Raw genomic sequence first — 23,939 nt, 5'->3', positions numbered from 1 at the left:
AGGTTCCTAGGATTTTGCTAGGGGGATGTGGATGGAAAAGAGGGTTTTCCCTGGTTGGCTTTCGACTTGGATGCTTCCGTTGTGGTTTTGGATGATCTTTTGAACGATGGAAAGGCCAAGTCCCGTTCCCATACCCAGTTCTTTTGTGGTGAAGAAGGGTTCAAAAATACGGGGAAGGATGTCTTCCGGGATTCCTTTTCCGTTGTCTTCAATGGTAATGAGGGCCTCTGTTGATTCTTCTTTCAAAAAGATCCGGATTTTCCCTCCCTCCTTGGGGCAGGCCTGGATGGAATTGTAGATGAGGTTGGTCCATACTTGGACGAGTTCGTCTGCATGGCCGAGGATCACGGGATCCCCACTTACCTTCCAATCGATTTCAATGTTTTGTTTCCAACTGGTAGAATACATGGAGAGAACCGAATCGATTCCTTCTTTGAGGGAGAGGAGTTTTTGAGACTCTCTTGGGCCGGAGTAGGAATGGTGTTTGAGGGCGAAGACAATTTTGGAAGCTCGTTCCACAGCGGTTTCAATAATCCCCAAATGAAATCCAATGACAAAGTCATTGAGTTGAGATTGGAAAATGGTTCTTCCTTCTTCTGTTTCGAAAAGTTTTTGGTATTCTTCGGGAACCACTTCGATCTTAAAATCAAAACAGGTATCTGCCAGGGAAATGGGATCGGGAATGGATTTTGCTTTGAAGAAAGCAATGAGTTCTTTTTTTCTTTTAAACCGAGAGGTAACATCGGAACGTTTTTGATTTTTGAATTCTGCGATAAACTGTTCCGCTAAAAGAAAATTTTCTGATTTGTCAGGATTGGGAACATTGGTTTGTCCATCTTTAATAAACTGAATGCTTCCTTTAATGGCTGCTAGTGGGTTGTTGATTTCGTGGGCAACACTTGCTGCAATTTTCCCAAGAGTAGACATCCTTTCTGCTTGTAAAAGTTGTTCTTGGGTTTCTCTTAGTTCCAAGATAGTTTGGTTTAGTGATTCTGTTCGTTCTTCAATTTTTTGTTCCAATTGAAGCCTTGCATCCCGAACAATCGAGATCATTTCATTAAAACTATTCGATAACTCTCCGATTTCATCTCGACTCGATACTTTTACAGTAACAAACAAATCACCAGAATGCATCTTTCGGATTCCAGCAAGTAATCTTGTTAGTGGATATACAATACTAGTTTTATGTAAAACTGGATATAACATAAAGATTGTAAATAGCGAAAATAATAGGGTTACGATTAGCCAAACTACAGTTTGGTGGACTGTGTTTCTATATTCGATATATGGAATTGCGATTAGAAAGTGATGGTTTTTTGCATAGAATTCCGATGTCCAGTAAATCCCTTTGGGGTCATTAGAAAATGACTCAACGGTAAAGGATTCAAAAGAATTCGGCCTGTTTTGGATTTGGTTTATGTTTTCCTTTGTGAAATTAATTTTGTTGATACGAAAAGATTGGTTCTGCATATCGATGACAAGATCGGATAGATATACAAAAGGAAAAGTTACCCCTAATTCCAATTGTGTTTTGACACTATGTTTTTCCCGACTCATTTCATTTTGAAAGTCAATTCGAAATCGATTGAAGAGGAAATTTGCAACAATGGAAAGTATCAAATACAAAACTGTTAAGTTGAATGTCATGATTTTGAATCCAACAGTGGAGGGGATTGTCTCTTGGTTGAGTGACACCAACACAAGGATGGTCATGATAATGATTGTTAGGTTGGTGAGCAAAAATAAAAAAGTGGGTTTACTAAAGTAGTTTAGATCAACTAAAATATCTGCAAATGCTAACAAGAGTATTCCGAGTATGGCTAAAAGAAATCCGCCTGTATTTCGTTTTTGAGATCCCTGGAAACGAAGGAACTTAGCTGTTAGCACTGTGATCGTATTCCCAAGAACCAAACACAACACACCTGCAATCGAAAGTATTGAAAGTTGAACAATCGTTGAGGGTGAATTTTGATCGGGAACGTAAAATTCCATTTTAGGATCAAAATGGATCTCCCTGTAAAAGAATCCTGTCCCATTGGCGAGGATGGCAGCGGTTGCCAGTGCGATGTGGATCCGAAGGCTCCACTTTTTCCACCTGGGAAAACTATTTTCCTGAAATCCGAAGGCAAGGTTCGAAGACGCTACTCCCAAAATCAAAATGAATGGGTTTTTCAAAAAAACAAATATATAGGCGGTCCAGGGTGCCACAAACGAATTACAAATCGACCAGGCCACAGACCAGAAAAAAAGACAGATTAAAGGGATGAGTAGTCCGCGAAAGGTAGGAGTTAGGTCCTCTTTACGGGATATAAAATAGACAAAGGCAATCCCACTCACCAAACAGAGCCCAAAATAGAAAAAACTATAGAGATTCAGTAAGGGGACCAAGCAATCCAGAAATCCTTGATGTTTGACTTTAGGCAAGCATTTCGTTTTTTCTGTCGTTTCCCTTTGGTGCGATGCACAAAATTTGGCTTGCCTGTGCAGGTCGCTGGGAAATTCTGGACTTATTGTGCGATGCACAAATAAAAGTCTCCCCCAAGAGGACCCAATGCGAAAAAGAAACCCACTCATCCAAATCCTAGGAACCAGCCTTCTGGTCTTAGTCTTTCTTACAGAATCTTATGGAAAGATTAGTTCGGCAGGACTCACGGTTCGAAACGAATCTTCCAAAAGAAAATTGGAAGTTTATATTTCCAAATACCGCCCAAACCTTTCTTCCCAGGAGAGATCGGAACTTGTTTCTCTTATGGAGCGGGCCTCTCTGAACCTGCGTTTTCCGGCAGGGAAAAAACAAGAACGTTATGATAAATTAGGATTTTTGGTAGGTCTTGTGCATACAGAATCTCAATTTCACAAACGAGCCAAGTCTCATAAAGGAGCTCTCGGCCTGATGCAAGTGATGCCGGCCACAGCAAAGTGGTTGGCTAAAAAAGAAGGAATTCCTTTTTCCTCTGAAAAAGATTTATATGATCCAGAAACTAATTTGTATCTCGGTGTTTTGTATATGAATTATCTTTTGGAAAGAACTGATTCGGTGGAGGCGGCACTATTATCTTATAACGCAGGACTGGGTGGTTATAAACGGTTTGGAGGCATTCCAGAGTATTCACGATCAGTGTACCGTTACTATGAAGATTGGAAATCTATGCCAGTCCCAACACAAAGTATGATTTCTGAAACCGTTGCCAGTCTTCTTTCTATTTAAATTTTACTTTACATAGTTCCAAAACCGACAAGGCTCTTATCCGTTTTACAAAACAAAAGGATGGGAGCGTATGGATTTAATTCGTAGATACGGTGTGTATCTAGCAGTTGTTATATTGGTTGTGATTGGCCTTATCTTCTTTTTATTTAAGGATAATGCGGGTTCTGATCAAGATGCTAGAGAAAAAGCCAGACAAGAACGGATGGCAAGCAGCTCTGATCCAACGCAAGGTGATGATACTTCTGGAAGTGGTTCTGATGGATCCAGTGGGATTCCCGATGATGGAGCCACTCCCGAATATATTCTCGAAAAGTATTTAGAATGGTCAGAATACCCTCCGTTTTCCAGGCCTATGTCTATTTTAAATCATGACTTAGCATTTCCCTTTATCATTGAAACCTCACCTGATTATTCCATTGATCCAAAAACGAACGAACCAACTGGTTACGTATGTTTATTCCAACCAAAAACTTGGGCCGTCATTGGAAATAAAGACATGATGTACGTGACTTTAGAATGTCGCGACAAAGCAAGGAATCGTGTGAAAGTATCCATCGATTCTCACCAAGTATTTAAAGAATGGGAAGGCCAAAGGTTTGGAGTTGTTAGTGCATCAGTCAATGACAATGGAACAGATGGAGACCAAACAAGAGGAGATAATATTTTTACTTTTTCTTGGAAGCCGCAAAAACCAGATTGGGGCCAAATGTCTCTCGTTGCAGAAATTACCTATGGACCTGAGAATCTTAAAACCACTCTCACCTCTAGTTTTTTTTCCAGTCCATCTATCCCTGCTGAATTTAACGGAGTTTTTTCTGATTCCTTACAAGATGGTTCCCTCATTGTACGTGCTGTTGTGAATGTGTATAAAAAAGGGAAATACCATTTGGAGGCGAATTTAAAGGACGAAAAGAACGGAGAATACGTCGCCTATGCTATGTATGATGGTGATTTAGTTTCTGGTTCCAATGAAGTAGAATTTACTTTTTATGGTAAAATCCTTCGTGATAAAGATTTGGACGGTCCATTTCTCGCCACATCTTTTAGAGGCCACCGTGTGAATTTACCAATTGATCCAGAGTGGTTCAATCAAGGTGCCGAAGGGCTTCGTAAAATCCAGGCGGCAAAAACAACAGAACCGGACCGAGAGCTTGTCATCCCTTATAAGGATGAATACAAAACAAAGTTTTATAAAGTGGAATCCTTCTCGAATGCAGCTTGGGATTCGGCCGACAAACAAAATCGCATTCGTCAAATTAAATCATTGCAGTAAACTATGTTAGAAAAAACCAAAACCTTTATAAGAAAGAGACCTATTTTAAGTCTCTTTCTACTTTTTATCCTAACCCTTCCTGTCACCCTACATCTTTTGTTTTGGGGACTTGTATCCTTAAAAGCTCCGAACTACCAAGGTGAGATTGTTTCAGACAAACTTACATCCAAAGTGACTGTGATCCGGGACGGTGCTGGGATTCCTCATATTGTTGCTGGTGATGCCAAATCCGCCTACTTTGCATTAGGTTATACCATGGCGCAAGATCGGATTTTCCAAATGGAATTACAAAGGCGGATAGGAAAAGGAGAACTCACGGAAATTTTTGGTGATAAACTGATTCCTACCGATCAGTTTCTAAAGTCTCTTCTTTTGAAAAAAACGGCAGAAGAATATGCCGACCAAAAGGAACATATTTATCCAGAAGCATGGAATCAGTTAGATTGGTTTTTGGATGGTGTGAATCATTTTCTTTCTGAAGACAATCTACCAATCGAATACACAATTCTTGGAATCAAACCCAAACCATTTGATAGGATCGATGCCATTTCCTTCCTATTTTATATGGGTTTTTCCTTTGCCGAAGGAATTAAATCGGACAGTTTGTACAGCATCATGGAATCAGAGTTAAAGGGTCGTTCGGCAAACGAACTTTTCCCTCGGTATGATTTTGAAACGAATGCCACCATTTTGGAAACACAACCTGGTGTTCAAAAGTTGGCAGAAAACCGGAATTTTGAAAAATTAAATCCAATTCAAAATCATTCCGGTGGATCCGATGTTCTCAATCTTAAACAACTTGTCTCTTTTGTTAATCAACTCCAGTTGCCAATTGAACCTTTGGAGGGAAGTAATTCTTGGCTTGTGGGTCCGAGTCGATCCGAAAGTGGTGGGGCCGTTCTTGCCAATGACCCACACATCGCGCTATCCAATCCCGGTGCTTGGTACGAAGCTTATATCGAGTATCCAGGATATGAAAACTACGGATACTTTTTGTCCATCATTCCCTTCCCCCTAATTGCACATAACAGGGACAAGGCATGGGGACTGACTATGTTGGAACAAGACGATGTGAATTTGTACATGGAAACTATTGATGGGAACAAATTCAAAACTGGAACTGGCTGGAAGGATCTGACTTATTATCGTGACTCCATTCGAAAAAAAGATGGAGCAGAAATTCCATTTGAAGTAGGAATCACAAACCATGGCCCACTCATCACAGAACATATCGTAGGATACAAAGGTCGGCCTGTCAGTTTGTATTGGGCCCACCACCATTTACAAAACCCACTCCTTGATGTTCTCTTTCAAATGGGAAAATCAAAATCATTCACAGAACTAGATGCCGCATCTTCCATGATTGGTGCTCCTGGTCTTAATTTTAGTTATGCGGACAAAAGTGGAAACATTGCTTACTATGCTGTAGGAAGGTTCCCGATTCTAAAGTCCGGAAACCCACGTAAAATTTTAGAAGGTTCTACGGGAGAAAACGATGTAATTGGATATGTTCCAGCAAAAAACAATCCAAAGATTATCAATCCTAAAAATGGAATCATTGTCACTGCCAATAACCAAGTTACGAATAAGGCTCTTCCTGGCCTTGGAAAACCAGAAGGGAACTGGCAACCACCGGATCGTTTCCAGAGGTTAGTTGGGATTTTAGAAACCAAAGAAAAGTGGAGTATGGAGGAACTTGCGGCCATTCAGAACGATACCGTATCTTCCTTTGCACCAGAATATTTGGATCTTATTTTGTCCTCTGTAAAGGATGCCAAAACGCCGAATGGAAAAAAAGTATTAGGGATCTTAAAAACTTGGAACTTTGAACATTTCCCAGAATCGCAAGGTGCTGCTGTTTACGATGTATTTTTTTACATCACTCTTCGTGAGTTATTAATCGACGAAATGGGACCCACCAATTTTGAGTTATACGGAGATATTGCTGAATATTGGAATGCTTACCGTCGTTTTGTGCGGAACCCTGACTCGACTTTTTGGGACGACCTACGAACAGAAGGGATCACTGAATCAAGGGAAGATATTTTGAAAAGATCGATCGAAGAAACGGGAAGGTATTTGGAAAAACATCTATCTGCCTCCCCAAGTCTTTGGACTTGGAAAAATTTGTATAAAATCAAACACCCACATCCACTTGGCGTATTGCCAGTGATAGGTGGGATATTTGATATCGGTCCTCTTCCTTCTTCTGGGGGAGCTGAGGTTGTGAACAATTTGAAATACAAATTGATGAAGGAAGATTGGACTGCCTTTTCTGGACCTTCCAAAAGACGTGTGATAGATTATGGTCGTTTTGAAGAGTCTGTCACTCAACTTCCCATTGGCAATAGTGGAAACCTAGCCAGTCCTTTTTATGGAAACTTGGTAGACGATTATATCAATGGGGTTCATAGAAAAATTCTCTATTCGAAAGAACAAGTGGGAGAGGGTAGGTTCCGATTGGAATTTCGACCACGTTAAATTTCTAAATTTCCCCACCTCCTCGGTGGGGATTTTCCTTTTTTCTGCTACGAGACAATCTCTTTTGGTCGATCTTTAAACCAGATGTTCCGATCCTTTCTGCTCAGTATATTTTTTGTAACGGCAATCCTGGCTCAGTCCTCGTCGGATCGAATGGCCTTTGCCTTCCGTAGTCAAGCCTCTCTTGACCCACTGCGTATGATTGTTGTAGGTGAGGTTGTGGGAATCGAAAAAGCTAGTTATTATGAAGTGGATACACTTTCCCAAGAATTAGAAGTGGATACAAGACCGGATACGGTCACAATCAAAGTCGCCGATCCTAAGGGAATTCGCGTTGGACAAATTTTATATCTACTAGAAAAGAACCAAGACCACAAAACATTCCGAGATGGGAACATTGTGGGGATGATCACTGTGAAGTCCGTATACCAAACCACTTTTTTTGGGTGGCAAGTCCGGGGAGAAGGATATCTAAGGTTGATTGAAGACCGTCCAGTAACAGCTGCAAGACTACTTGATACAACCAAATACGATGAAGCCTTTATGGCAAAAAAACAAGGTGATCATTATTTTGCGAAAGGTCAAATGGAAGAAGCACTTCGAATGTACAAACATTCGGTATCTCTTGATCAAGGTTCCCCTGATTCTCATTATGCACTTGGGAAGGCCCACTGGAAAGATGGAGAAGGGTATGTGTCTACTGCCTTTGAATATTCTATGGCTTGGAAAAACAGAGAACGATTTTCAAATGCCCAAGAACGATTGTTATTCCTAGTAGATTATTTGCGATTTTTGACTTTCTATTTCAAAGTAGAAGGTAAAGAAAATAAAAAACAATTGGATCTGATGCCGCAAGTTGCCAAAGAGGCACGTAATCTTTATCCAAAAAATTATGAAGTTTGGTTGTATAGTTTTGAAACTTCCTTTTTAAATCTTCTTCATTCGAATATGGCAGATACCGGCGTTGATGGAAGGAAAAAAAGAGAGGAGTGGGCCGAACGTTCTGAGGAATATTTAAAGAAAGCCTACTCTTTAAGAAAATCCGATTATTACCTTCATAAACTTGCTTGTGAGTTTTATCACTTAAAATGGAAAGAAACACGTGGTTCTATCAAAGAAACAGAATATAGAGACAAACTTGTAGAACACGGGAAATTATTACGCCTCTACTATACTGGGGAAACTACTTTATCAGAAGATTTATTGAATGCCATCCGACTCGCAGAAAAACAATCGGGATCATTCTGAGAGAATTTTCATACTCTTTTCGAAAAGATAAGATTCTAAATGTAACATATCATCTGGGGCCGAACTGAAATAGTTTACCCCTAGATGGTAATGATCTCCTCTATCTAAAAATCGAATGATTTCTCCTCTGATGATCATGGTACGTTCCTTATTTAATGGAATAAACATTTTAATGATATTGTGTCGTTTTAGATATTGAAACAGACGTTTGTCGTAGATTTCAAAAAGAAGACCATCGAGAGATATATCCACAACCTTTGTAGTCGATTGCATGGTTTCATAACTTCCATGTTGGATAGCAATTTTTGTAAACACATAACTAATAATCTCTGCTAGTTCAAAAATATATACCGCTTGGTTTTGTGAGATGGTAAACCGTTCCATGGCCGTAGAATATACTTTGATGTATCCTACCACATCCTCATACAATCGAATGGGTGTGATTACATAAGAAACATAAAAGTCGCGAGATTCGTGTTTACGCATGGATTCAAAAAAATCCAAAGCAAACTCTGCCCCAAATTCCTTTGTCATTTCTTTGTGTTCATTATGGTAGTTGAAGAGAACCTCATCTTGCGGATCATTGATATAAGAAGTGATTCGATTGCAATCAGGGATATAAATTGATTTACCAGTTCGGAGGATAGTTTTTTTTACAAAGTCTTCATATTCATTTAGTTTTTCCTCTGGTTGAAAAAAATGAATCTCATAGTCTTTGGAAATACGTTCAATAGCTTCTGTTAACATTACGTTAATGAGTTTGCTATCGGGTCTATCCTTTCGTACTTCTTTCATTAGGTGAGGGAACCGGCTTTCTGCGTAGAGATTTTTTCCTACCTCACGAGATCCACCTGTCAAACTCCTGAACAAAATGATAAAGTTCATAAACAAATCATCTACGGGAATACGTTTGTTTGTCCTTAATTGGTAGGACTGTAACTCGGTAGGAGTTTTAATGACTGTTTTTTCTTTTTGGATATCGAGAATCACTACCTCAAATTGGTAGTTGATATTCATGACTTCAAAACGAACCCGAGCTCGCCTTGACCCTTGTTCCACTAAATCGGGAATCATGAGAGTGACTGTATGAGATTCGATTTCTTCTACGGCAGCAACGAGTGTCTCTTCTTCGTAGATAAATTCAAATTCTCTGTTATCGGCTTTTAGGTAGTAAAAGAGATGTTTTACGATATTGACATCCGACCCAATGATGGTTTCTTCAAATAACGATTCTAAGATCGTTATGAGTTCCTGCATCGAATCTGTTCTGCCGATCGCCATACTAAAATTATCGATTTTTGAAAGGCGAAAATCGATTTTCAAGTGAGGAAAATGTGCTAGGAAATGCCAGAATTCGCCGAAATGGGAAGTATATGGAACTAACTCTCCCAAAACATGTAAATCCTGAACTTATGCCAATGATCCGACAAGGCCTTCTCAGTCCGGAGAAATTAGCCATCCTAACCGAATTGCATGCCATTGTGGAACGATTTGCGGGTTCTCTGTATACGGATGAGGAAACCCAAAAGAAAATTTTGGAACGCACAGGATCTATTCCAGATCTCATCACTTGGGGAGATTATTTCCAAACCGAAGTGGCCTCGCGTTATTTCTTAGAATCTGAGGAGTCTCTTCAGAGAATCATAGATACCATCCGTTTTGACCTAATCTCTGCTCATTTGATCTTCAGCGGAAAACCAGACCATTACAAAGACAAAATTAGAGCTGAAGTTTTGGTGAGTAAAGGGATTGATGCAGCTCTTCCCAATCAAGATTTGGAATCTCAACACCTAGAAATACTACTCAACTACTTTGAAAATATGGAGATCGGAAACAAACCTTTATCTTTACAAGATAAAGCCTGGTACGAATCCTTTCAGATAGATGAAATCGCGATTTGAATCCAAAGAGTATGAATTCCTAGAAATTGAATCCCGTGAAACCGAAGATGGAAAAATCGTTTCCATCTTCTTAAACAATCCTACTTCCCGCAACTCCATGACCTGGAAAATGGGGGAAGAGTTTGCAGATGTAATCCATTCCATTAAAAAAGAAAAAGTCCTACCAAGAGCAGTTATCATCTCTGGTCGTAAAGATGTGTTTTGCGCTGGTGGCGATTTAAATCTGTTGCGATCTTTTTCTGAAAAATCATTCTCGCAAAACAGGCGTGATATGAGAAAATTCTACGGTTTCTTTTTATCCGTTCGTAAACTCCCTATTCCTGTTATTGCTGCCGTCAATGGACATGCCATTGGAGCCGGTCTTTCCTTAACCTTTGGTTGTGATCTCAGAATTTTTGCAGAAGAGGGTAAGTATTCCTTTAATTTTGTAAGACTAGGGATTCATCCTGGAATGGGTTCTAGTTTTCTTTCTCCGGAACTACTTGGAAAAAGTTTAGGCGGTAGACTTTTACTTACTGGGGAAACCTTTGATGGTAAGTTTGCAAAAACAATTGGCTTAGCTCTTGACAGTGTTCCCAAAACGGAAGTGTATTCTCGTGCTATGGAACTTGCTTTATCTTTATCTAAAGCCGCACCACTCGCCTTACAGGAATTAAAGAGGAATTTATACTCTTGGAAACAGCTCGATGGAGCCCTAAAAAAAGAAGCAGAATCTCAAGCCCGAAACTTTATTTCGGACGACTTTAAGGAGACGATAAAAAGTATCTTAGAAAAGCGGGAACCAAAGTTTACTGGCAAATGAAAAATTTAGAAGGTTTCTAAATTTATGACTCGACAAGGATTCTTTAAGAGGTTACATCAAAACTGAATGGCGGATCTTCCTCTCAATCCTGATTGTTTTGCCTGTGATTATAAAAATCACAATGTTCTGCACTGCGCTGCACATGAAACCATCGAAAGGATTAATGAGGGTAAGGACTTCACTATCTTTCCTAGGGGAAAACACTTAGTAACTTCCGGGGTTAAAGCAGCGGGTTTTTTCTTCATCAAATCAGGCCTTGTTCGCAGTTATGTCCAACTTGCTAGCGGAAAGGAACAAACCTTACGTCTGAGTGGGCCGGGAGACTGGGTTGGCTTTCGGGATTGTATTTCCGATTCCACATCTCATCACAATGTAGTCGCGGTAGAAGACACCCATGCATGTTACATCACAGGTGCCCTCATCGAAGCCTTAGTGAATGATGATATCAACTTCCAAAAAGAAGTTTTCCGGCAAATGGCAAAGGAATGGCAGGAAATGGAGGAACATGTTGTTTCTCTAGGAACCAAACAGGTCCATGAAAAATTAGCAGAAATTCTCATCGTTTTAGACAATGCCCAAGGTCGTAAAAATCAAGTGGAACTAAAAGTGACACGTGATGTCCTAGCTACTTTCATTGGAACCAAAACTGAAACATTGGTTCGTGCTCTCTCTGACCTCAAAGCCAGGGAATTCATTTCCGTAGACAAAAACCGCATTGATATTCTGAACAGGGAAGCTTTGTATTCCCTTTCAAAAATCGCCTAAATTTTTTTCACAGGTCTATTAAGCCCCTGCTTCGGAATTCCGATGGTAGAAATGATTGATAATCAAGGTAGGGTCTGTTGCCTGATTTTACCTTAAGTCACTCCCGGGGGGGCTTCCGAAAGGATTCCCCCTTTTTTTATTTCCCTTGTTTCTTTCCAAGCCATCTAAAATCTGGAGGTTACATGTCTAGAAATCGAGGCCAGAGTCCTAGTTTATTTGGGAATCCCATCCTTCATCCCCTGAATGTAATTCTCATCATTAATTGTCTTATTTTTTTTCTCCAATACTTTGCCAACCAACAGTTAATTTATCGATTTGGTTTAACACCTGACTTCGTGTTAGGTGGTGCTGTTTGGCAAGTTTTCACTTATGGTTTTTTACATGCTGTTGAACTCATTCCATTTCACTTACTAGTGAATATGTATGGTATGTACATGTTGGGAACAAATATCATTCCTATCATTGGAAAAACTAAATTTACCATTTTGTATTTTGCCTCCCAAATTGGGGCAGGAATCTTTGTGGTTCTCTCTGCCTATCTGAACGAAGTGTTAGGTGGGAATATTCCATTTTTAGAATCTATGACTACCCAAACCATCGGTGCTTCCGGTGCACTTTTTGGACTCCTTGCTCTCTTTGGAATCTTTTATCCCAACGCAGAACTGCTTCTATTTATTTTTCCCGTGAAGGCAAAAAATGCGGTTTGGGTTTCTCTAGTGATTGGATACCTAATCTCTCAAATCGGAAATGGAGCCATCTCCAATACCTGCCATTTGGGTGGGGCACTCACAGCTTTGCTCCTCTACAAAATTTTCCAAAAACAAATCAAACCAGGAAGTCTTCCCTACATCCCTGGTTTGGAATGGGAAGGTCCGAAGGAAACAAAAATCCAATCCAAAGCCAAACCAACAGAAGTAGAAGACCTCTTCTTAAACCAAAAGAAAATCAACGAAAACCTTCTAAATCAGATTCATTCTAAAAAAGACAAGACCTCAGTAATAAATTATTTACAAGGATTGCAAGTGGCGGATGCCAATATTTGTCCTCCACCTACGTATAACACCGAGGATCCGATTTGTTTGCGTTGTGAATGGTTAGCAAATTGTGCGTTACGAAAGGCAAAAGAATAATTTTTCGTCTAATTCCTTGACAGTCTCTTAAGATGGGGATAATGAAAACCATGCCTGTAGAAAAGAAATCCTCAGTAGAAGAGGTTTTAAAACGCGAAAAATTAGCAAAAGAATTCGAAAGAGAAAAACGTACTTCGGAGCAAAAAGCGATCGAACAAGCAGCAGCTAAGTTATCCGCCCAGAGCCCAGAAACAACAGATACAGCCAAAACTTCTAAATTCATAACCAATATCGATATTGCGTTTTCGCAGGCAAAAACCGACATTCGTTTCTATTTCCTAAATGATGGAACCTATGCTGATGATTTTAAGAGGATGTTCGAAGAGAACGAATCTATATTCAAACGGTATGGGATCACGAACCAAAAATATTTGGAATACGTTCGAGAGTCTTTTGATCGTTATAAAAAAATCCATGATATGTTGCCTCTAGACCCAATGAAGCCCAAACACTATAAGTATGTGGAAGATTCCATTTTGGAGCTTGTACGTATGTTCAACCAGCGTTTCGGGAAATAATCCAGCTGGGCGGGTTCCTGAAAAAAACATGGGATTTCCCTAAAAAACTGAGAAGAATTTCCCTACCACTTGTTGGTTCCCATAGAGGGATTTTTTTTGAAGGAACATTGGAAACGCATTCTTATCTTTTCGCTGATTGCCATGGTTTATCTTTTTTGGGTTTTTGTTGGGTATGATTTAGCAGGGGTTCTCAGTCTCGCATCCTAAGGTTCCCCACATTCTCTCTTGACACCTGGGTTTTCTACCAAACATGCTAGGAATATGGTGGAATCAAGAAAGACATCCGAAACAGACATCCGACTCGACCTAAACGTCCGAGGAACCGGGGTCTACCAGTTTGATACAGAAATCCCGTTTTTTGAGCACATGCTCTCCCATATCTCCAAACATGGTCTGATTGATATGGACCTCAAACTTCGGGGGGATATTGGGATCGATTGCCACCACTCGGTGGAAGACACCGCCATCCTTATGGGACAAATGATCCACACCCAGTTAGGTGACAAAAAAGGTATCTTTCGGTATGGTCATTTTACTTTGCCAATGGATGAAGTTCTGACTACAGTTGCTGTGGATTTAGGGGGAAGGTTTTATTTTAAATACACCGGCCCTCCCATCGATGGGAAGTTTGGAATTTATGATGCCGAACTCACTCTCGAGTTCCTTCAAAAATTTGCGCTCAATGCCAAGATGAATTTACATGTAGTGGTGCACTACGGTGAAAACCGCCACCACATTCACGAGTCTATATTCAAAGGACTGGGTAAAGCTTTGCGTCAAGCAATAGCCATCGACTCTCTTGCCAAAGACCAAATTCCTTCTACCAAAGGAATGCTCGAGTGATTGCAGTTTTAGATTTTGGAATGGGGAATATCCATTCCTTACTCAAGGCAGTTTCTTTATACACAAGTGATTTCCAATTTACAAGTGATATAGAAACAGTCAAAAAAGCAGATAAAATCATTTTGCCTGGAGACGGGCATTTTGATAAAGCCATGCAGAATTTAAACGAAGCTGGATTTTCTTCTGTTTTGAAAGAACATGTGGATGCTAAAAAATCACTACTAGGAATTTGCATCGGATATCAAGTGTTATTTGAAGATTCGGATGAAACTTCTAAAACAGGAACAACCATTCCCGGTCTTGGTCTCATTCGTGGAAAAATCAGAAAGTTTGAGGGGAAACAAAACCTCAAAGTTCCCCACATGGGTTGGAACAAACTCTTTGATATCAAATCTAAAAATACAAAAATACTCAAAGGGATTCCAAACGAATCCTATATGTATTTTATCCATTCCTACAGACCCGTGGGTGTCGACAGGTTGGATATCACAGCTAACTGTCATTATTACGGGGAATCTTTTCCTGCGGTTGTGGAAAAAGAAACTGTGTTTGGAACCCAGTTCCATCCTGAAAAATCAGATACTACGGGCCTTGGAATCCTTAAAAATTTTATAGAGCTTTAATATGTTAGTTTTACCTGCCATTGATCTTTTAGACAACGAAGCTGTACGATTACTCCAAGGGGATTATTCTAAAAAAACTGTGTATTCTTCTGAACCGGAGAAGATGATCCGAGTATTTGAAGAACAAGGTGCCACTCTCATCCACATTGTGGACTTAAACGCTGCCAAAACAGGCAAGTCAGAAAACGAAAAAGCCATCCGTAAAATCAAGGATAATTGTTCTGTGGAACTAGAGTTAGGTGGTGGAATTCGTTCCTTGGAAAATATGAAATTCTATGACGGACTCGGTGTATCTCGGTTTATTCTGGGGACTGTTGCCGTCGAAGACTCAAAAGTTGTGGAAGAGGGCTTAAAAAAGTATGGCCCAGATCGCATTGTGATTGGTGTGGATGCCAAAGACGGTTATGTCCGCACTAAAGGTTGGGAAACGAATTCCGGAATCAAATACACTGAATTTTTAAAAACTATGTATGGAATGGGGATCCGCCATGTGATCTTTACAGACATATCTAAAGATGGAATGATGGCAGGGCCAAACACTGCTGTGTATTTGGAGCTGTTATCTTTGTTTCCCGATTTACAACTTGTGGCATCGGGTGGGGTCTCCTCAATGCAAGATTTAGTGGATTTGTATGACGCCTCCCATGGAAAACTCTTTGGAGCTATTACCGGGAAAGCCATTTATGAAGGAAAATTAGACCTAAAAGAAAGTATCAGGATTCTAAGTAAGAAGAGGAATGAAAATTGATGAATCGTAAGAATTTAGCATTAGCAGGAGTGGTCGGTGGAGTTATTGGACTCATTGTCTCTTTCCTATTGGCAATTGAATACTTTGGCCTTGGTACAGAAAACATAGCCAATTCCGCATGTTCCGCATTAGGTGGTGGTGATTCCTGCTTAAAAGTAGCAGAGAGTTCTTATTCGGCAATTCCAGGAGTTCCTTTTCTGGGCAATGTCCCGATCGCCTTACTTGGATTTGGTTTTTATGGATTACTTACGTATTCTTTCTTTTTGATAACGAGAGCCCGATCAAACGAAGAAGTCTCAAAGTTTATTTCTCTCCTGTTTCCTGTTTTGGCCTTGGGACTGATTTTTGATTTGGTTCTTTTTGGAATTTCTGTGGGGATTATCGGAACCATTTGCCAACTTTGTTTTGTTACTTACATCGTTACCATTGCGCTTCTTGGTATTTTATTTCTACTTTGGAAAACAGAAGGAAAACCAACTCTCAATTTTCCTGTGGCCATCAAAGAAGGAATTACAACTTTAGCGCTTGTTTATTTTTTCAGTTTTTCTTTAGGATATGCCTCAAGCAAAATGTGGGTGAGTGGATCCAATTCCAATACTTTAGCTACTTCTAAAGGTATGGATTCCGCAGAAATGCAATCCAAAATTGCAGCGTACTTCCAAGAACCAACACTTGGAATCCAAGTAGCCGGCTCCCCATTTATTGGTAAAAAAGATGCCCCAATAACAATCGTTAAATACGCAGACTATAACTGCGGGCATTGTTTGCATACAAGCCATATTTTACATACTGTTCTTTCTGAATACGATGGAATGGTTCGTGTGGTTTATAAAAACTTTCCTCTCGATGGAACTTGTAATCGTCTGATGCAACAACCGAGGCCAGGAGCCACTTCTTGTGTGGCTGCCATTGCTGCAATATGTGCAGACAAACAAGGAAAGTTTGAACCTATGTATCGCGGACTTTATGATAATTTAGAAAAGGGCGTGGCGCACTCAGGATCAAGTGTTGTGAATTTAGGAAATGCGATTGGGCTTAATGTTAATTCTTTAAAAGCATGTATGGCCTCAAAAGAAGCCCAAAATCAATTAAATGCTGAAATTGATGAAGCAGAAAAGTTAAATATCCAATCTACACCTTCCCTCTATATCAATGATAGAAAAATAGAGAGTGGAACACCGAATCCAATCTTTCTAAAAACACTTCTGGAACAAATCATCCAAAAGATGTAATTTAATTTTATCACCTACTTGACAGTAGGTGATAATCGGACCGGTCCTTCTGGGAATCCAGAAGGATCTCCCACTCTTTCGATCTCCCAAGAATCCAAAACATTTTTATCTTTTGTGTGAACTGCGGGCCGTAGACTAAGAACGGAATTTCCTTTTTTGTATAAAGAACGTCTACCATAGAACCAACCACTGGTCTCTTCCGGATGTGTGTTTTTCCCATACTTCCCACTCATTTCAAAACTTTGTTTTAAGTCATTGGCAAGTTTCGAAAACATTATAGGATCCATAGAAATTCCATGATCTGGGCCTTCTAAATTTCGATCTAAGGTGAAATGTTTTTCAAAGACAACAGCTCCTAACGCACAAGCGACAGAGGATGCCAGAGTTCCATCCGAATGGTCGCTAAACCCCACCACATAATCTGTTGTATCCAAATAAAAGGGAATGGACTGAAGGTTTACTTTATTTAGGGGAGTGGGATACATAGAAACGCAATGAAGTAAACAAACCTCTGTTTGGTTGGTTTCAAAAAAGGAAATGGCTCTTGTTACTTCTTCTGGTAAAGCTGCACCGGTGGATACAATCAGTGGTTTTCCCGATTGGACAGATTTTTTGAGCAACGGGAGATTGACTATATCACCAGAGGCAATTTTTAAAACAGGAACATTTAGTCCACATAACAAATCTACGGCGGATTCACAAAGTGGAGTCGAAAAAAAATCGAGGCCTAAATCTAAAGCAGTTTTCTGAAATTCTCGATGTTGAGTTTCATTCAATTCGTATTGTTTAAATATATCGAAAAGAAACTTCACATCGGGATTGGACTTATCAACAAACTCTTCGGTTCTATAGGTTTGGAATTTGACTGCGTGCGCTCCTGCCTCTTTGGCCTTCGCGATAGTTCTTTTGCCTATTTCTAAATCAGCATTGTGGTTTAGGCCAATTTCAGCGACCAAATATGGCTCTGATTTTCTAGTTAGAGTTTTTCTTCCAATTTTAAAATCCAAGTTGCCCTCGTTTCCTTCATTGTCGGCAAATTAAGAAAATCCTAAAATTTTTCCCAATTGGAAAATGAGAAAGGAGGAGGTAATGGCAAGGATTGTCATATATAAAAACTGTACAATCGGCCAAAAGATAGTTCCCGTTTCTTTTTTGGTAACGGCAAGGGTTGACATACATTGGCTTGCAAAGGCAAAAAATACCAGGAGCGATAACCCAGAAAGTGGAGTCCAAACAAGACTTCCGTCGGCCCTTGTTTCTGTGCGAAGTGTGGATCGTAAGGATTCCCCTTCCTCGTTTTCCTCCGAGCCGTATAATACTGCTAAGGTGGAAACCATCACTTCTCTTGCGGCAAAGGAAGTGAGAATAGAAATACCAATTTTCCAATCAAAACCGAGTGGTTCAATGGCGGGTTCCATGACCTTTCCTATGGTTCCAATATAAGAGCTTTCAATGGGACTTGTTTTCCATTCGTTATTTTTATACTCTGCTGGAAAGTGACTTAGAAACCAAAGAAGGACAGAAATATACAAAATGATCTGACCGGCGGTGGATAAAAACGATTTTACCTTTCCATACACTGTATGAAATAAACTTTTTATAGAAGGGACATTGTATCTTGGAAGTTCCATCACGAAATACGATGCGTCTTCTTTAAATACTGTTTTGCGAAAGAGTAATGCAAATCCGAAACTGGCAATCATCCCGAGAAAAAACATAGAAAATAATACAAATCCTTGGACATTAAAAATCCCAAAGATAGGGGGAAAACTAAAAACAGTTCCTACAATGAGAATGTAAACCGGATACCTGGCAGAACACATAACAAGGGGTGACACCATAATCGTTGTAAAACGATCGGATTTGTTTTCGATGGTCCTTGTTCCAAGGATTGCAGGAACGGCGCAGGCCGCAGAGGATAGTAGGGGGATAAAAGATTTTCCAGAGAGCCCAAATTTTCCCATAATGCGATCCATTAAAAAACTAGCACGTGCTAAATACCCAGATTCTTCTAAAATTCCAATGAATAAAAATAGAAGGGCAATCTGTGGAATAAAAACAATTACACTGCCCACTCCACCAATGATCCCTTCTGTAACTAAGGATTTAAAGAGACCTTCACTTAAGAAAGACTCAACAAACGATTGTAAGTTTGCAATTCCTGATTCAATTAGGTCCATAGGGAGTTCGGCAAAACTAAATAAACTCTGGAAAAGAAGCCCCATCAAAAGAAAAAAACATACAAACCCCAGAATAGGGTGTAATAAGATCCGATCTAACTTTTCTTCCCAACTGCCAGGAACGGATTTTGGGTAAGTGATTACATCAGCCAAAACTTTTTTAATCAAGAAGGATCGGTAGATCATTTCTTCTTGGTAATAAAAATGATATCCTTTCCCCTCTACAGCAGATCGTAACCAGGTTTTTGTTTCCTCTGGAAACTTAGCGAAATAACGTTCTTCACTCAAATGGGGATCTTTGTTTAAATACTTCAAAGATTGTGATAAAAAGAATTCGGCTTCGTTTGTGGTGATTCCCAGTTTTCGTTTTGCAGTGGTTAAAAAAGACTCTTCTTTTGTTCCCCAAGTCCAGATCCGCGGACGTTTTTGAAAACTATTTGGGTTTTTTAGAACTTCTTTTAGAGTATCGATTCCTTCTCCCGATTTTGCGTTAACTAAAACAAACTGGAGACCAATGGATTTTTTTAGTTTTTCTAAATTCAGTTGGATTCTTTTTTTCTCGAGCACATCTTTCATGGTAAGGACCACAAGAGTGGGAACTCCCATATCAATGATTTGAAGTAAAAATTGAAGACCCCGTTCCAAGTTTAGAGCGTCCAAAACATAAATGACTTGTTCCTCTGGTTTTCTAGAAAGTAACACTTCGTAAGCAATTTTTTTGTCTTCTGCAATGCCACCAAGACCGTATGTTCCCGGTAAGTCGGTGATGATCCATTCGGAATCATCTAAAGTAAGGGTTCCTTCTCTTTTTTCTACAGTGACCCCGCTGAAGTTTCCTGTTTTTTGTTTAAGGCCGGTGAGTTGATTGAAGAGTGTTGACTTCCCACAATTGGGATTTCCAACTAAATAAATTCGTTTTTCTTTCATGTTTGTCTTAATTTAATTTTTATGGCATTCCCATCATGGATCCTTAGAGCAATTGTGGTTCCACTCAAATTGCAGATCATTTTCCCGAGTAATAGAGATTTATCTTTTAACGTAATTTCTGCACCGGGGAAAAAACCAAGTTCCAATAATTCGGTTAACATGGGTTTCGGAAGTTGTTCGGAATCTAAAGAAACAATCTCTGCCGTTTCTCCAATTTTTAAATCTTGTATTGTCATTTGTTTGGTTTATGAAATTGCAAATTTTTGTGTATCACGGAATAAGTTGATTTCTGGAGCCATTGATTTAACATAGCGATCAAAGTATAACATTTGTTTCATTAGAAGTGCAAACTCCCTTGGAATTTTTAATCCATTTTTTTCGGCAATTTCCTTCATGTCGTACATGATTCGATTTACCCTAGATTCGTCAAACATCTCATTATCGGTTAAATGAACATAAACTGATTCTAATTCATTAAAAACTGCATCTAATTCTTTTGCAAGGAGGGTAGGATTTACTCCACTATCAGTGGAATCCATTTCAACCAAACCTTGTGCAACTAACGTAGGTTCACCAATTCCAATCCCTTGGGTAAATAACATAAGCCCCTTCCAGATTTTAGGAGAGATCCTTCCTACAATTCCAAAATCAATAAAACCGATAGTTCCATCTTTTAGAATCATTAAGTTTCCAGCATGGACATCTGCATGGAAAAATCCTTGGTTGGCTAAGGAAGAGAACCAAATCTCTAAAGCATCACTTAAAACCTTTCTTGGATTGTTTGTGAACTTACGAAGCCCAACTTCATCGGTAATGGGAACACCATAGAATCGTTCCATAGTTAAAACCTTTTTTGAGGAGAGAGTGTGGTAAACTCTGGGAACTCTGGCTCTTGATTCTTTCACACGTAAAAGATACTCTTCGAACTCTTCTATGTTTTTTGCTTCTTGGATAAAATCGATTTCCTGTAAGATAGAAATTTGAAATTCATCAAACATAGCAGTGAGTCCTGATTTTTTAAATTCAGGAGCTATGAACTCTAAAATTTTAGTTAGGATTCCTAAAATCTGCATGTCGGTTTTTAATGTTAGGTGGACGTCCGGCCTTTGGACTTTGACAACCACATCCAATCCTTCTTTGGTTACGGCAGCATGGACTTGTGCTATTGAAGCTGAGGCTAAGGGAGTTTCTTCGAAACTATGGAATAACGATTCTAGTTTCCCACCCAATTCTCGTTCTACGGAGGAACGAATGTCTCGGAAGGCGACGGGGCGGACGGAATCCAAACAGGCCTGCATTTCCTCTACATATTCTTTGGGGAAGAGGGAAGGGGCGCTCGCAATGAACTGGCCGAGTTTGATATAGGTGGCTCCGAGGTTAGAAAACGCTTCTCTGAGGGTGATGGCGATTTCTCGGTGGTTGGGATGTCCCTTTGCCAGTTGGGCGAGAATCCCGATTGCCTTGGAGGTAAACACAAAACTGGAATGAGCGACTCGAAGGCTTGATTGCCAACCAAAAGAAACTAGTTCAGAAAGGGAATCCATACGCCCTAGTTTGAGACCTAAATCCGGATTGGAAACGAGAAAATCCCCTTCGCTTCTGCAATTGAAATAGAGTTGCAGGAATAGGTCTCAAACAAAAACTTATCAAATCGCACCCATGAGCCAAGAAACTGTCCTGTACCAAGAGTTAGAGAAACTCGATCTCAACGAGATCAAAAAAATCGCAAGCCTTTGGAACATCCAAAAGATCCCGGGAAAGGACAAAAAATCGACAATTTTGGGCCTCATGGAGACTTTCCAGAACGAGTTTTACCTAAAAGGGATCCTGGAAAAGTTCACCCCTTTACAAGTCAATATTCTCACATCCATTTTAAAGAACAAAGGAGTGATGACACTCGGAGAAATTTCGAGAAAGGTCAACATTCCACCAATCAACGTGGAGATGGAACTCAACGTTCTCCGCAAATACTACCTTCTTTACCAAAGAAAAAATCGCGAACGCCTAACAAACAATTTAGACAAATACCATACTTATGATGAATACTTAAGACTCATCAAGGTAGAGACAAATCCAAAAGGTGAGAAGTTTAAATTCTCGATTGAGAAGGCTTTACACAAAGCTACTCTTGCTGAACTCCCAGAGGAATGGAAAGAAGCGGTTGGTGCTAAAAAAGGCGAACACATTGAAACATTCTTAAAGAATGCTCTCGATGCAGAATTCCTCCAAAAGTTAATCGATGAACTTTCTGATTTTGACAAAGACGTCCTTCATCAAATTTATATCCACGGTGGTGTGATAGAAGCGGATACAATCCGAAACTATATCACTGTGAACCGAGGTAGGTTTGAACAAACCATTCCTCATCTAACTTCTCTTTATCTTGTACGTGATTTATATTATGTAGAAGATAAATTTATTCGGGTCATTGTCATTCCGAAAGAGATTTTAGATCACTTACAATTTTCTCCTATTTTACCTCCGGTAAAAAAAGGAACTCGAGTTCGTCAGGAAAAAATTTCTGCCAATGGTCTCGATTTTTTCTTAAACGTAAAAAAACTCATTTCGTATATTTCACGTAAAGGTTTGAACCTTGCAAAATCAGGAAAAATCAAACAAGCAGATCATAAAAGAACAGAAACTGAACTTTTATCTCCTGATATTGAAATTTTCCCTGAAAAGAGCCAGGTTTACCAAATTGAGCTCATTCTTCCCATCTTAAAACTTTTGGGTTATGTAGATATCAAAGGTGAGAATGTAATTCTTGTTCAGGATACAGATGAATTTCTAAAGAAAGATATTTTTGAAATCATGAAACTTGTCATTCATGAAGTGAATGAAGCAAGAACTCGTCGTTTGAATCCAGCGGAAGTATTTACGGCAACAGAAGTTCCTTTCTATGAAAAAGGAATTTTGGACAAAACTGTAAAACTCATTATGGCACATGGAAAGATCAACACATCCGTTATCTTTTCTCATATCATTCGTGATCATTTGGTTTTTTCACCAACCTTCCAAATCAAAACTTACGAAGAAGATCTGGCAGACTTACGAAAAGAAATCATTTCTGCTATTTTCTACTTACAACTTTTTGGGCTCATCGAAGTGGAATACCCACAACGAAACTTGAGCCTTTCTGAACTTGGTGCCCATTACTTCAACCACGAAGCCCTTGTTACAGTGACAGAAAAAGGTGGAATCACCATTAACCCTGACTTCTCGATCATTGCTTTCCCCGATCGAGTGTCTTTACATGGTATTCATTTATTAAAAGCATTCTGCGAATTGAAAGATTACGACAGAGTTTACACTTTTTTACTCACAAAAGATAGTTTCCAATTGGGTATCCTACTTGGTTACGACAAAGAAACCTTCATTCATTTCCTTCGTGAATCATCGAAAGCGGAACTGGCACAAAACTTACTCTTCTTATTGGATGATTGGGGTAATAACTTACCAATCGTAACCATTACCGAAGATTCGGTTCTTCTTAGAACCAAAGACTCACAAGTGATGGAACTCCTTCTCGGTCAAATTAAAGGCAAAAAGTTTGTATTAGAAGAGGTGAGTCCCACAGGTATCATCATTGAAAAATCGAAGGTGATGGAAGTGATAGCCATCTCAGAAAAATTAAATATGATCATCCGGTTGAATCGTTAGTTTGTAAAAAACACCCTTAAATGAAAAAAGACCAACAACTGTTGGTCTTTTTTTTGAAACGAGCCGATTCGAAGAGATAGGCTTATTTTTTTTCGCCGACTGTAAGTTCCGGATCTGTAACTTTGATTTTGTTTTTAAAATCCCATTTACGAAAGGGAGAGACTGCATCCAAACGTTCTTGGCTTACAAAGAATAACCTTTCTCCGTATTTAACAAGCCCACCCTTATAATAAGCATACTTCGTCTTATGGTCTACCATTCCCACTTCTACGACCTTATTCCAATCTTCGCAGGTCTTTAAAGAAGGTACCTTTCGGAGATACAATTCCTTAATCGAGTTTTCTTTTACTGCGTCGCGAAGTATTTTTTCCCATTCCATATTCGAATAGCCTTTCTTTCC

At 39.5% G+C, this 23,939-nt stretch carries 21 protein-coding genes; 14 read left to right on the top strand and 7 right to left on the bottom strand.

Translation table 11 applies throughout. The features are described from left to right. Positions 1-6: 6 nt before the first annotated feature. On the bottom strand, positions 7-2,388 hold the full coding sequence (locus LEP1GSC195_RS10140) for a HAMP domain-containing sensor histidine kinase (RefSeq protein ID WP_015681461.1): 2,382 nt from the start codon (positions 2,386-2,388) through the stop codon (positions 7-9). A gap of 163 nt (positions 2,389-2,551) precedes the next feature. Between LEP1GSC195_RS10140 and LEP1GSC195_RS10135 the strand changes: the two genes are divergently transcribed. The 4 genes from LEP1GSC195_RS10135 (at position 2,552) to LEP1GSC195_RS10120 (ending at position 8,210) form a co-directional block, all read left to right on the top strand. Next, positions 2,552-3,208, top strand: a complete 657-nt coding sequence (locus LEP1GSC195_RS10135) for a transglycosylase SLT domain-containing protein (RefSeq protein ID WP_015680566.1) — start codon at positions 2,552-2,554, stop codon at positions 3,206-3,208. 70 nt (positions 3,209-3,278) lie between these two features. Then, positions 3,279-4,481 (top strand): hypothetical protein, encoded by a 1,203-nt coding sequence (locus LEP1GSC195_RS10130; RefSeq protein ID WP_015682799.1) that lies wholly within the window; start codon positions 3,279-3,281, stop codon positions 4,479-4,481. Positions 4,482-4,484: 3 nt separating this feature from the next. Further along, positions 4,485-6,962 (top strand): penicillin acylase family protein, encoded by a 2,478-nt coding sequence (locus LEP1GSC195_RS10125; protein WP_015680914.1) that lies wholly within the window; start codon positions 4,485-4,487, stop codon positions 6,960-6,962. Positions 6,963-7,046: 84 nt separating this feature from the next. Then, entirely contained in the window at positions 7,047-8,210 is a 1,164-nt protein-coding gene (locus LEP1GSC195_RS10120) for a tetratricopeptide repeat protein (protein ID WP_015681705.1), read from the top strand. Here LEP1GSC195_RS10120 and LEP1GSC195_RS10115 read toward each other — a convergent pair. Next, a complete protein-coding gene (locus LEP1GSC195_RS10115) occupies positions 8,202-9,491 on the bottom strand; it encodes a PilZ domain-containing protein (RefSeq protein ID WP_015682576.1) in 1,290 nt (429 codons plus the stop codon). The genes LEP1GSC195_RS10120 and LEP1GSC195_RS10115 overlap by 9 nt on opposite strands. 92 nt (positions 9,492-9,583) lie before the next feature. Between LEP1GSC195_RS10115 and LEP1GSC195_RS10110 the strand changes: the two genes are divergently transcribed. The 9 genes from LEP1GSC195_RS10110 (at position 9,584) to LEP1GSC195_RS10070 (ending at position 16,772) form a co-directional block, all read left to right on the top strand. Beyond that, positions 9,584-10,111: a hypothetical protein gene (locus LEP1GSC195_RS10110; RefSeq protein ID WP_015681557.1), complete on the top strand. Its 528-nt coding sequence runs from the start codon at positions 9,584-9,586 to the stop codon at positions 10,109-10,111. Continuing rightward, positions 10,095-10,913 carry an enoyl-CoA hydratase/isomerase family protein gene (locus LEP1GSC195_RS10105; RefSeq protein WP_015681796.1) on the top strand — a complete coding sequence of 273 codons (819 nt, stop codon included), beginning with the start codon at positions 10,095-10,097 and terminating at the stop codon, positions 10,911-10,913. Before LEP1GSC195_RS10110 ends, LEP1GSC195_RS10105 begins: the two co-directional genes overlap by 17 nt. A gap of 66 nt (positions 10,914-10,979) precedes the next feature. Further along, positions 10,980-11,678, top strand: a complete 699-nt coding sequence (locus tag LEP1GSC195_RS10100; protein WP_002984204.1) for a Crp/Fnr family transcriptional regulator — start codon at positions 10,980-10,982, stop codon at positions 11,676-11,678. A 182-nt stretch (positions 11,679-11,860) separates the two neighbouring features. After that, entirely contained in the window at positions 11,861-12,808 is a 948-nt protein-coding gene (locus LEP1GSC195_RS10095) for a rhomboid family intramembrane serine protease (protein ID WP_015680530.1), read from the top strand. Between the two features lie 50 nt (positions 12,809-12,858). Then, positions 12,859-13,326: an LIC11177 family protein gene (locus tag LEP1GSC195_RS10090; protein WP_015681339.1), complete on the top strand. Its 468-nt coding sequence runs from the start codon at positions 12,859-12,861 to the stop codon at positions 13,324-13,326. A 261-nt stretch (positions 13,327-13,587) separates the two neighbouring features. Next, positions 13,588-14,169 (top strand): imidazoleglycerol-phosphate dehydratase HisB, encoded by a 582-nt coding sequence (hisB, locus tag LEP1GSC195_RS10085; protein ID WP_040506636.1) that lies wholly within the window; start codon positions 13,588-13,590, stop codon positions 14,167-14,169. Further along, complete coding sequence (hisH, locus tag LEP1GSC195_RS10080) at positions 14,166-14,792, top strand: imidazole glycerol phosphate synthase subunit HisH (RefSeq protein ID WP_015681124.1); 627 nt, start codon at positions 14,166-14,168, stop codon at positions 14,790-14,792. Before hisB ends, hisH begins: the two co-directional genes overlap by 4 nt. Before the next feature lies 1 nt (position 14,793). Then, positions 14,794-15,540, top strand: coding sequence for a 1-(5-phosphoribosyl)-5-[(5-phosphoribosylamino)methylideneamino]imidazole-4-carboxamide isomerase (gene hisA / locus LEP1GSC195_RS10075; protein ID WP_015682157.1), 747 nt, complete (start codon positions 14,794-14,796; stop codon positions 15,538-15,540). Next, positions 15,540-16,772 carry a vitamin K epoxide reductase/DsbA family protein gene (locus LEP1GSC195_RS10070; protein WP_015682477.1) on the top strand — a complete coding sequence of 411 codons (1,233 nt, stop codon included), beginning with the start codon at positions 15,540-15,542 and terminating at the stop codon, positions 16,770-16,772. Before hisA ends, LEP1GSC195_RS10070 begins: the two co-directional genes overlap by 1 nt. Positions 16,773-16,786: 14 nt before the next feature. Here the strand turns inward: LEP1GSC195_RS10070 and LEP1GSC195_RS10065 are convergent, their stop codons facing one another. From LEP1GSC195_RS10065 to LEP1GSC195_RS10050, 4 genes are read right to left on the bottom strand one after another with little or no spacing between them, the layout of a single operon-like run. Continuing rightward, the gene (locus LEP1GSC195_RS10065) at positions 16,787-17,779 is read right to left on the bottom strand and encodes an N-acetylneuraminate synthase family protein (protein WP_015680707.1); all 993 of its coding nucleotides are present in this window, start codon (positions 17,777-17,779) and stop codon (positions 16,787-16,789) included. 30 nt (positions 17,780-17,809) lie between these two features. After that, entirely contained in the window at positions 17,810-19,879 is a 2,070-nt protein-coding gene (feoB, locus tag LEP1GSC195_RS10060) for a ferrous iron transport protein B (RefSeq protein ID WP_015681216.1), read from the bottom strand. Continuing rightward, on the bottom strand, positions 19,876-20,115 hold the full coding sequence (locus LEP1GSC195_RS10055; RefSeq protein WP_015681780.1) for a FeoA family protein: 240 nt from the start codon (positions 20,113-20,115) through the stop codon (positions 19,876-19,878). The genes feoB and LEP1GSC195_RS10055 overlap by 4 nt, the downstream gene beginning before the upstream one ends. Before the next feature lie 9 nt (positions 20,116-20,124). After that, on the bottom strand, positions 20,125-21,423 hold the full coding sequence (locus LEP1GSC195_RS10050; protein ID WP_015681781.1) for an ABC1 kinase family protein: 1,299 nt from the start codon (positions 21,421-21,423) through the stop codon (positions 20,125-20,127). Between the two features lie 115 nt (positions 21,424-21,538). Here LEP1GSC195_RS10050 and LEP1GSC195_RS10045 point away from each other — a divergent pair, with 115 nt between their 5' ends. Continuing rightward, entirely contained in the window at positions 21,539-23,539 is a 2,001-nt protein-coding gene (locus LEP1GSC195_RS10045) for a hypothetical protein (protein ID WP_002975144.1), read from the top strand. Positions 23,540-23,621: 82 nt separating this feature from the next. Here LEP1GSC195_RS10045 and LEP1GSC195_RS10040 read toward each other — a convergent pair whose 3' ends face one another. Next, positions 23,622-23,918: a hypothetical protein gene (locus LEP1GSC195_RS10040; protein ID WP_002984046.1), complete on the bottom strand. Its 297-nt coding sequence runs from the start codon at positions 23,916-23,918 to the stop codon at positions 23,622-23,624. Positions 23,919-23,939: the final 21 nt, after the last annotated feature.

The organism is Leptospira wolbachii serovar Codice str. CDC (assembly GCF_000332515.2).
GTDB lineage: Bacteria > Spirochaetota > Leptospiria > Leptospirales > Leptospiraceae > Leptospira_A > Leptospira_A wolbachii.
This window is presented reverse-complemented; position numbering and strand designations above follow the sequence as displayed.

What these genes read in the sequence shown, in the direction of transcription:
- LEP1GSC195_RS10105 (WP_015681796.1), top strand. Translation starts at nt 10,095, where the DNA reads ATGAAATCGCGATTTGAATCCAAAGAGTATGAATTCCTAGAAATTGAA.
- LEP1GSC195_RS10050 (WP_015681781.1), bottom strand. Translation starts at nt 21,423, where the DNA reads ATGGATTCCCTTTCTGAACTAGTTTCTTTTGGTTGGCAATCAAGCCTT.
- LEP1GSC195_RS10055 (WP_015681780.1), bottom strand. Translation starts at nt 20,115, where the DNA reads ATGACAATACAAGATTTAAAAATTGGAGAAACGGCAGAGATTGTTTCT.
- hisB (WP_040506636.1), top strand. Translation starts at nt 13,588, where the DNA reads ATGGTGGAATCAAGAAAGACATCCGAAACAGACATCCGACTCGACCTA.
- LEP1GSC195_RS10070 (WP_015682477.1), top strand. Translation starts at nt 15,540, where the DNA reads ATGAATCGTAAGAATTTAGCATTAGCAGGAGTGGTCGGTGGAGTTATT.
- LEP1GSC195_RS10130 (WP_015682799.1), top strand. Translation starts at nt 3,279, where the DNA reads ATGGATTTAATTCGTAGATACGGTGTGTATCTAGCAGTTGTTATATTG.
- hisA (WP_015682157.1), top strand. Translation starts at nt 14,794, where the DNA reads ATGTTAGTTTTACCTGCCATTGATCTTTTAGACAACGAAGCTGTACGA.
- feoB (WP_015681216.1), bottom strand. Translation starts at nt 19,879, where the DNA reads ATGAAAGAAAAACGAATTTATTTAGTTGGAAATCCCAATTGTGGGAAG.
- LEP1GSC195_RS10040 (WP_002984046.1), bottom strand. Translation starts at nt 23,918, where the DNA reads ATGGAATGGGAAAAAATACTTCGCGACGCAGTAAAAGAAAACTCGATT.
- LEP1GSC195_RS10115 (WP_015682576.1), bottom strand. Translation starts at nt 9,491, where the DNA reads ATGGCGATCGGCAGAACAGATTCGATGCAGGAACTCATAACGATCTTA.
- LEP1GSC195_RS10090 (WP_015681339.1), top strand. Translation starts at nt 12,859, where the DNA reads ATGCCTGTAGAAAAGAAATCCTCAGTAGAAGAGGTTTTAAAACGCGAA.
- LEP1GSC195_RS10100 (WP_002984204.1), top strand. Translation starts at nt 10,980, where the DNA reads ATGGCGGATCTTCCTCTCAATCCTGATTGTTTTGCCTGTGATTATAAA.
- LEP1GSC195_RS10110 (WP_015681557.1), top strand. Translation starts at nt 9,584, where the DNA reads ATGGAACTAACTCTCCCAAAACATGTAAATCCTGAACTTATGCCAATG.
- LEP1GSC195_RS10135 (WP_015680566.1), top strand. Translation starts at nt 2,552, where the DNA reads ATGCGAAAAAGAAACCCACTCATCCAAATCCTAGGAACCAGCCTTCTG.
- LEP1GSC195_RS10125 (WP_015680914.1), top strand. Translation starts at nt 4,485, where the DNA reads ATGTTAGAAAAAACCAAAACCTTTATAAGAAAGAGACCTATTTTAAGT.
- LEP1GSC195_RS10045 (WP_002975144.1), top strand. Translation starts at nt 21,539, where the DNA reads ATGAGCCAAGAAACTGTCCTGTACCAAGAGTTAGAGAAACTCGATCTC.
- LEP1GSC195_RS10120 (WP_015681705.1), top strand. Translation starts at nt 7,047, where the DNA reads ATGTTCCGATCCTTTCTGCTCAGTATATTTTTTGTAACGGCAATCCTG.
- LEP1GSC195_RS10095 (WP_015680530.1), top strand. Translation starts at nt 11,861, where the DNA reads ATGTCTAGAAATCGAGGCCAGAGTCCTAGTTTATTTGGGAATCCCATC.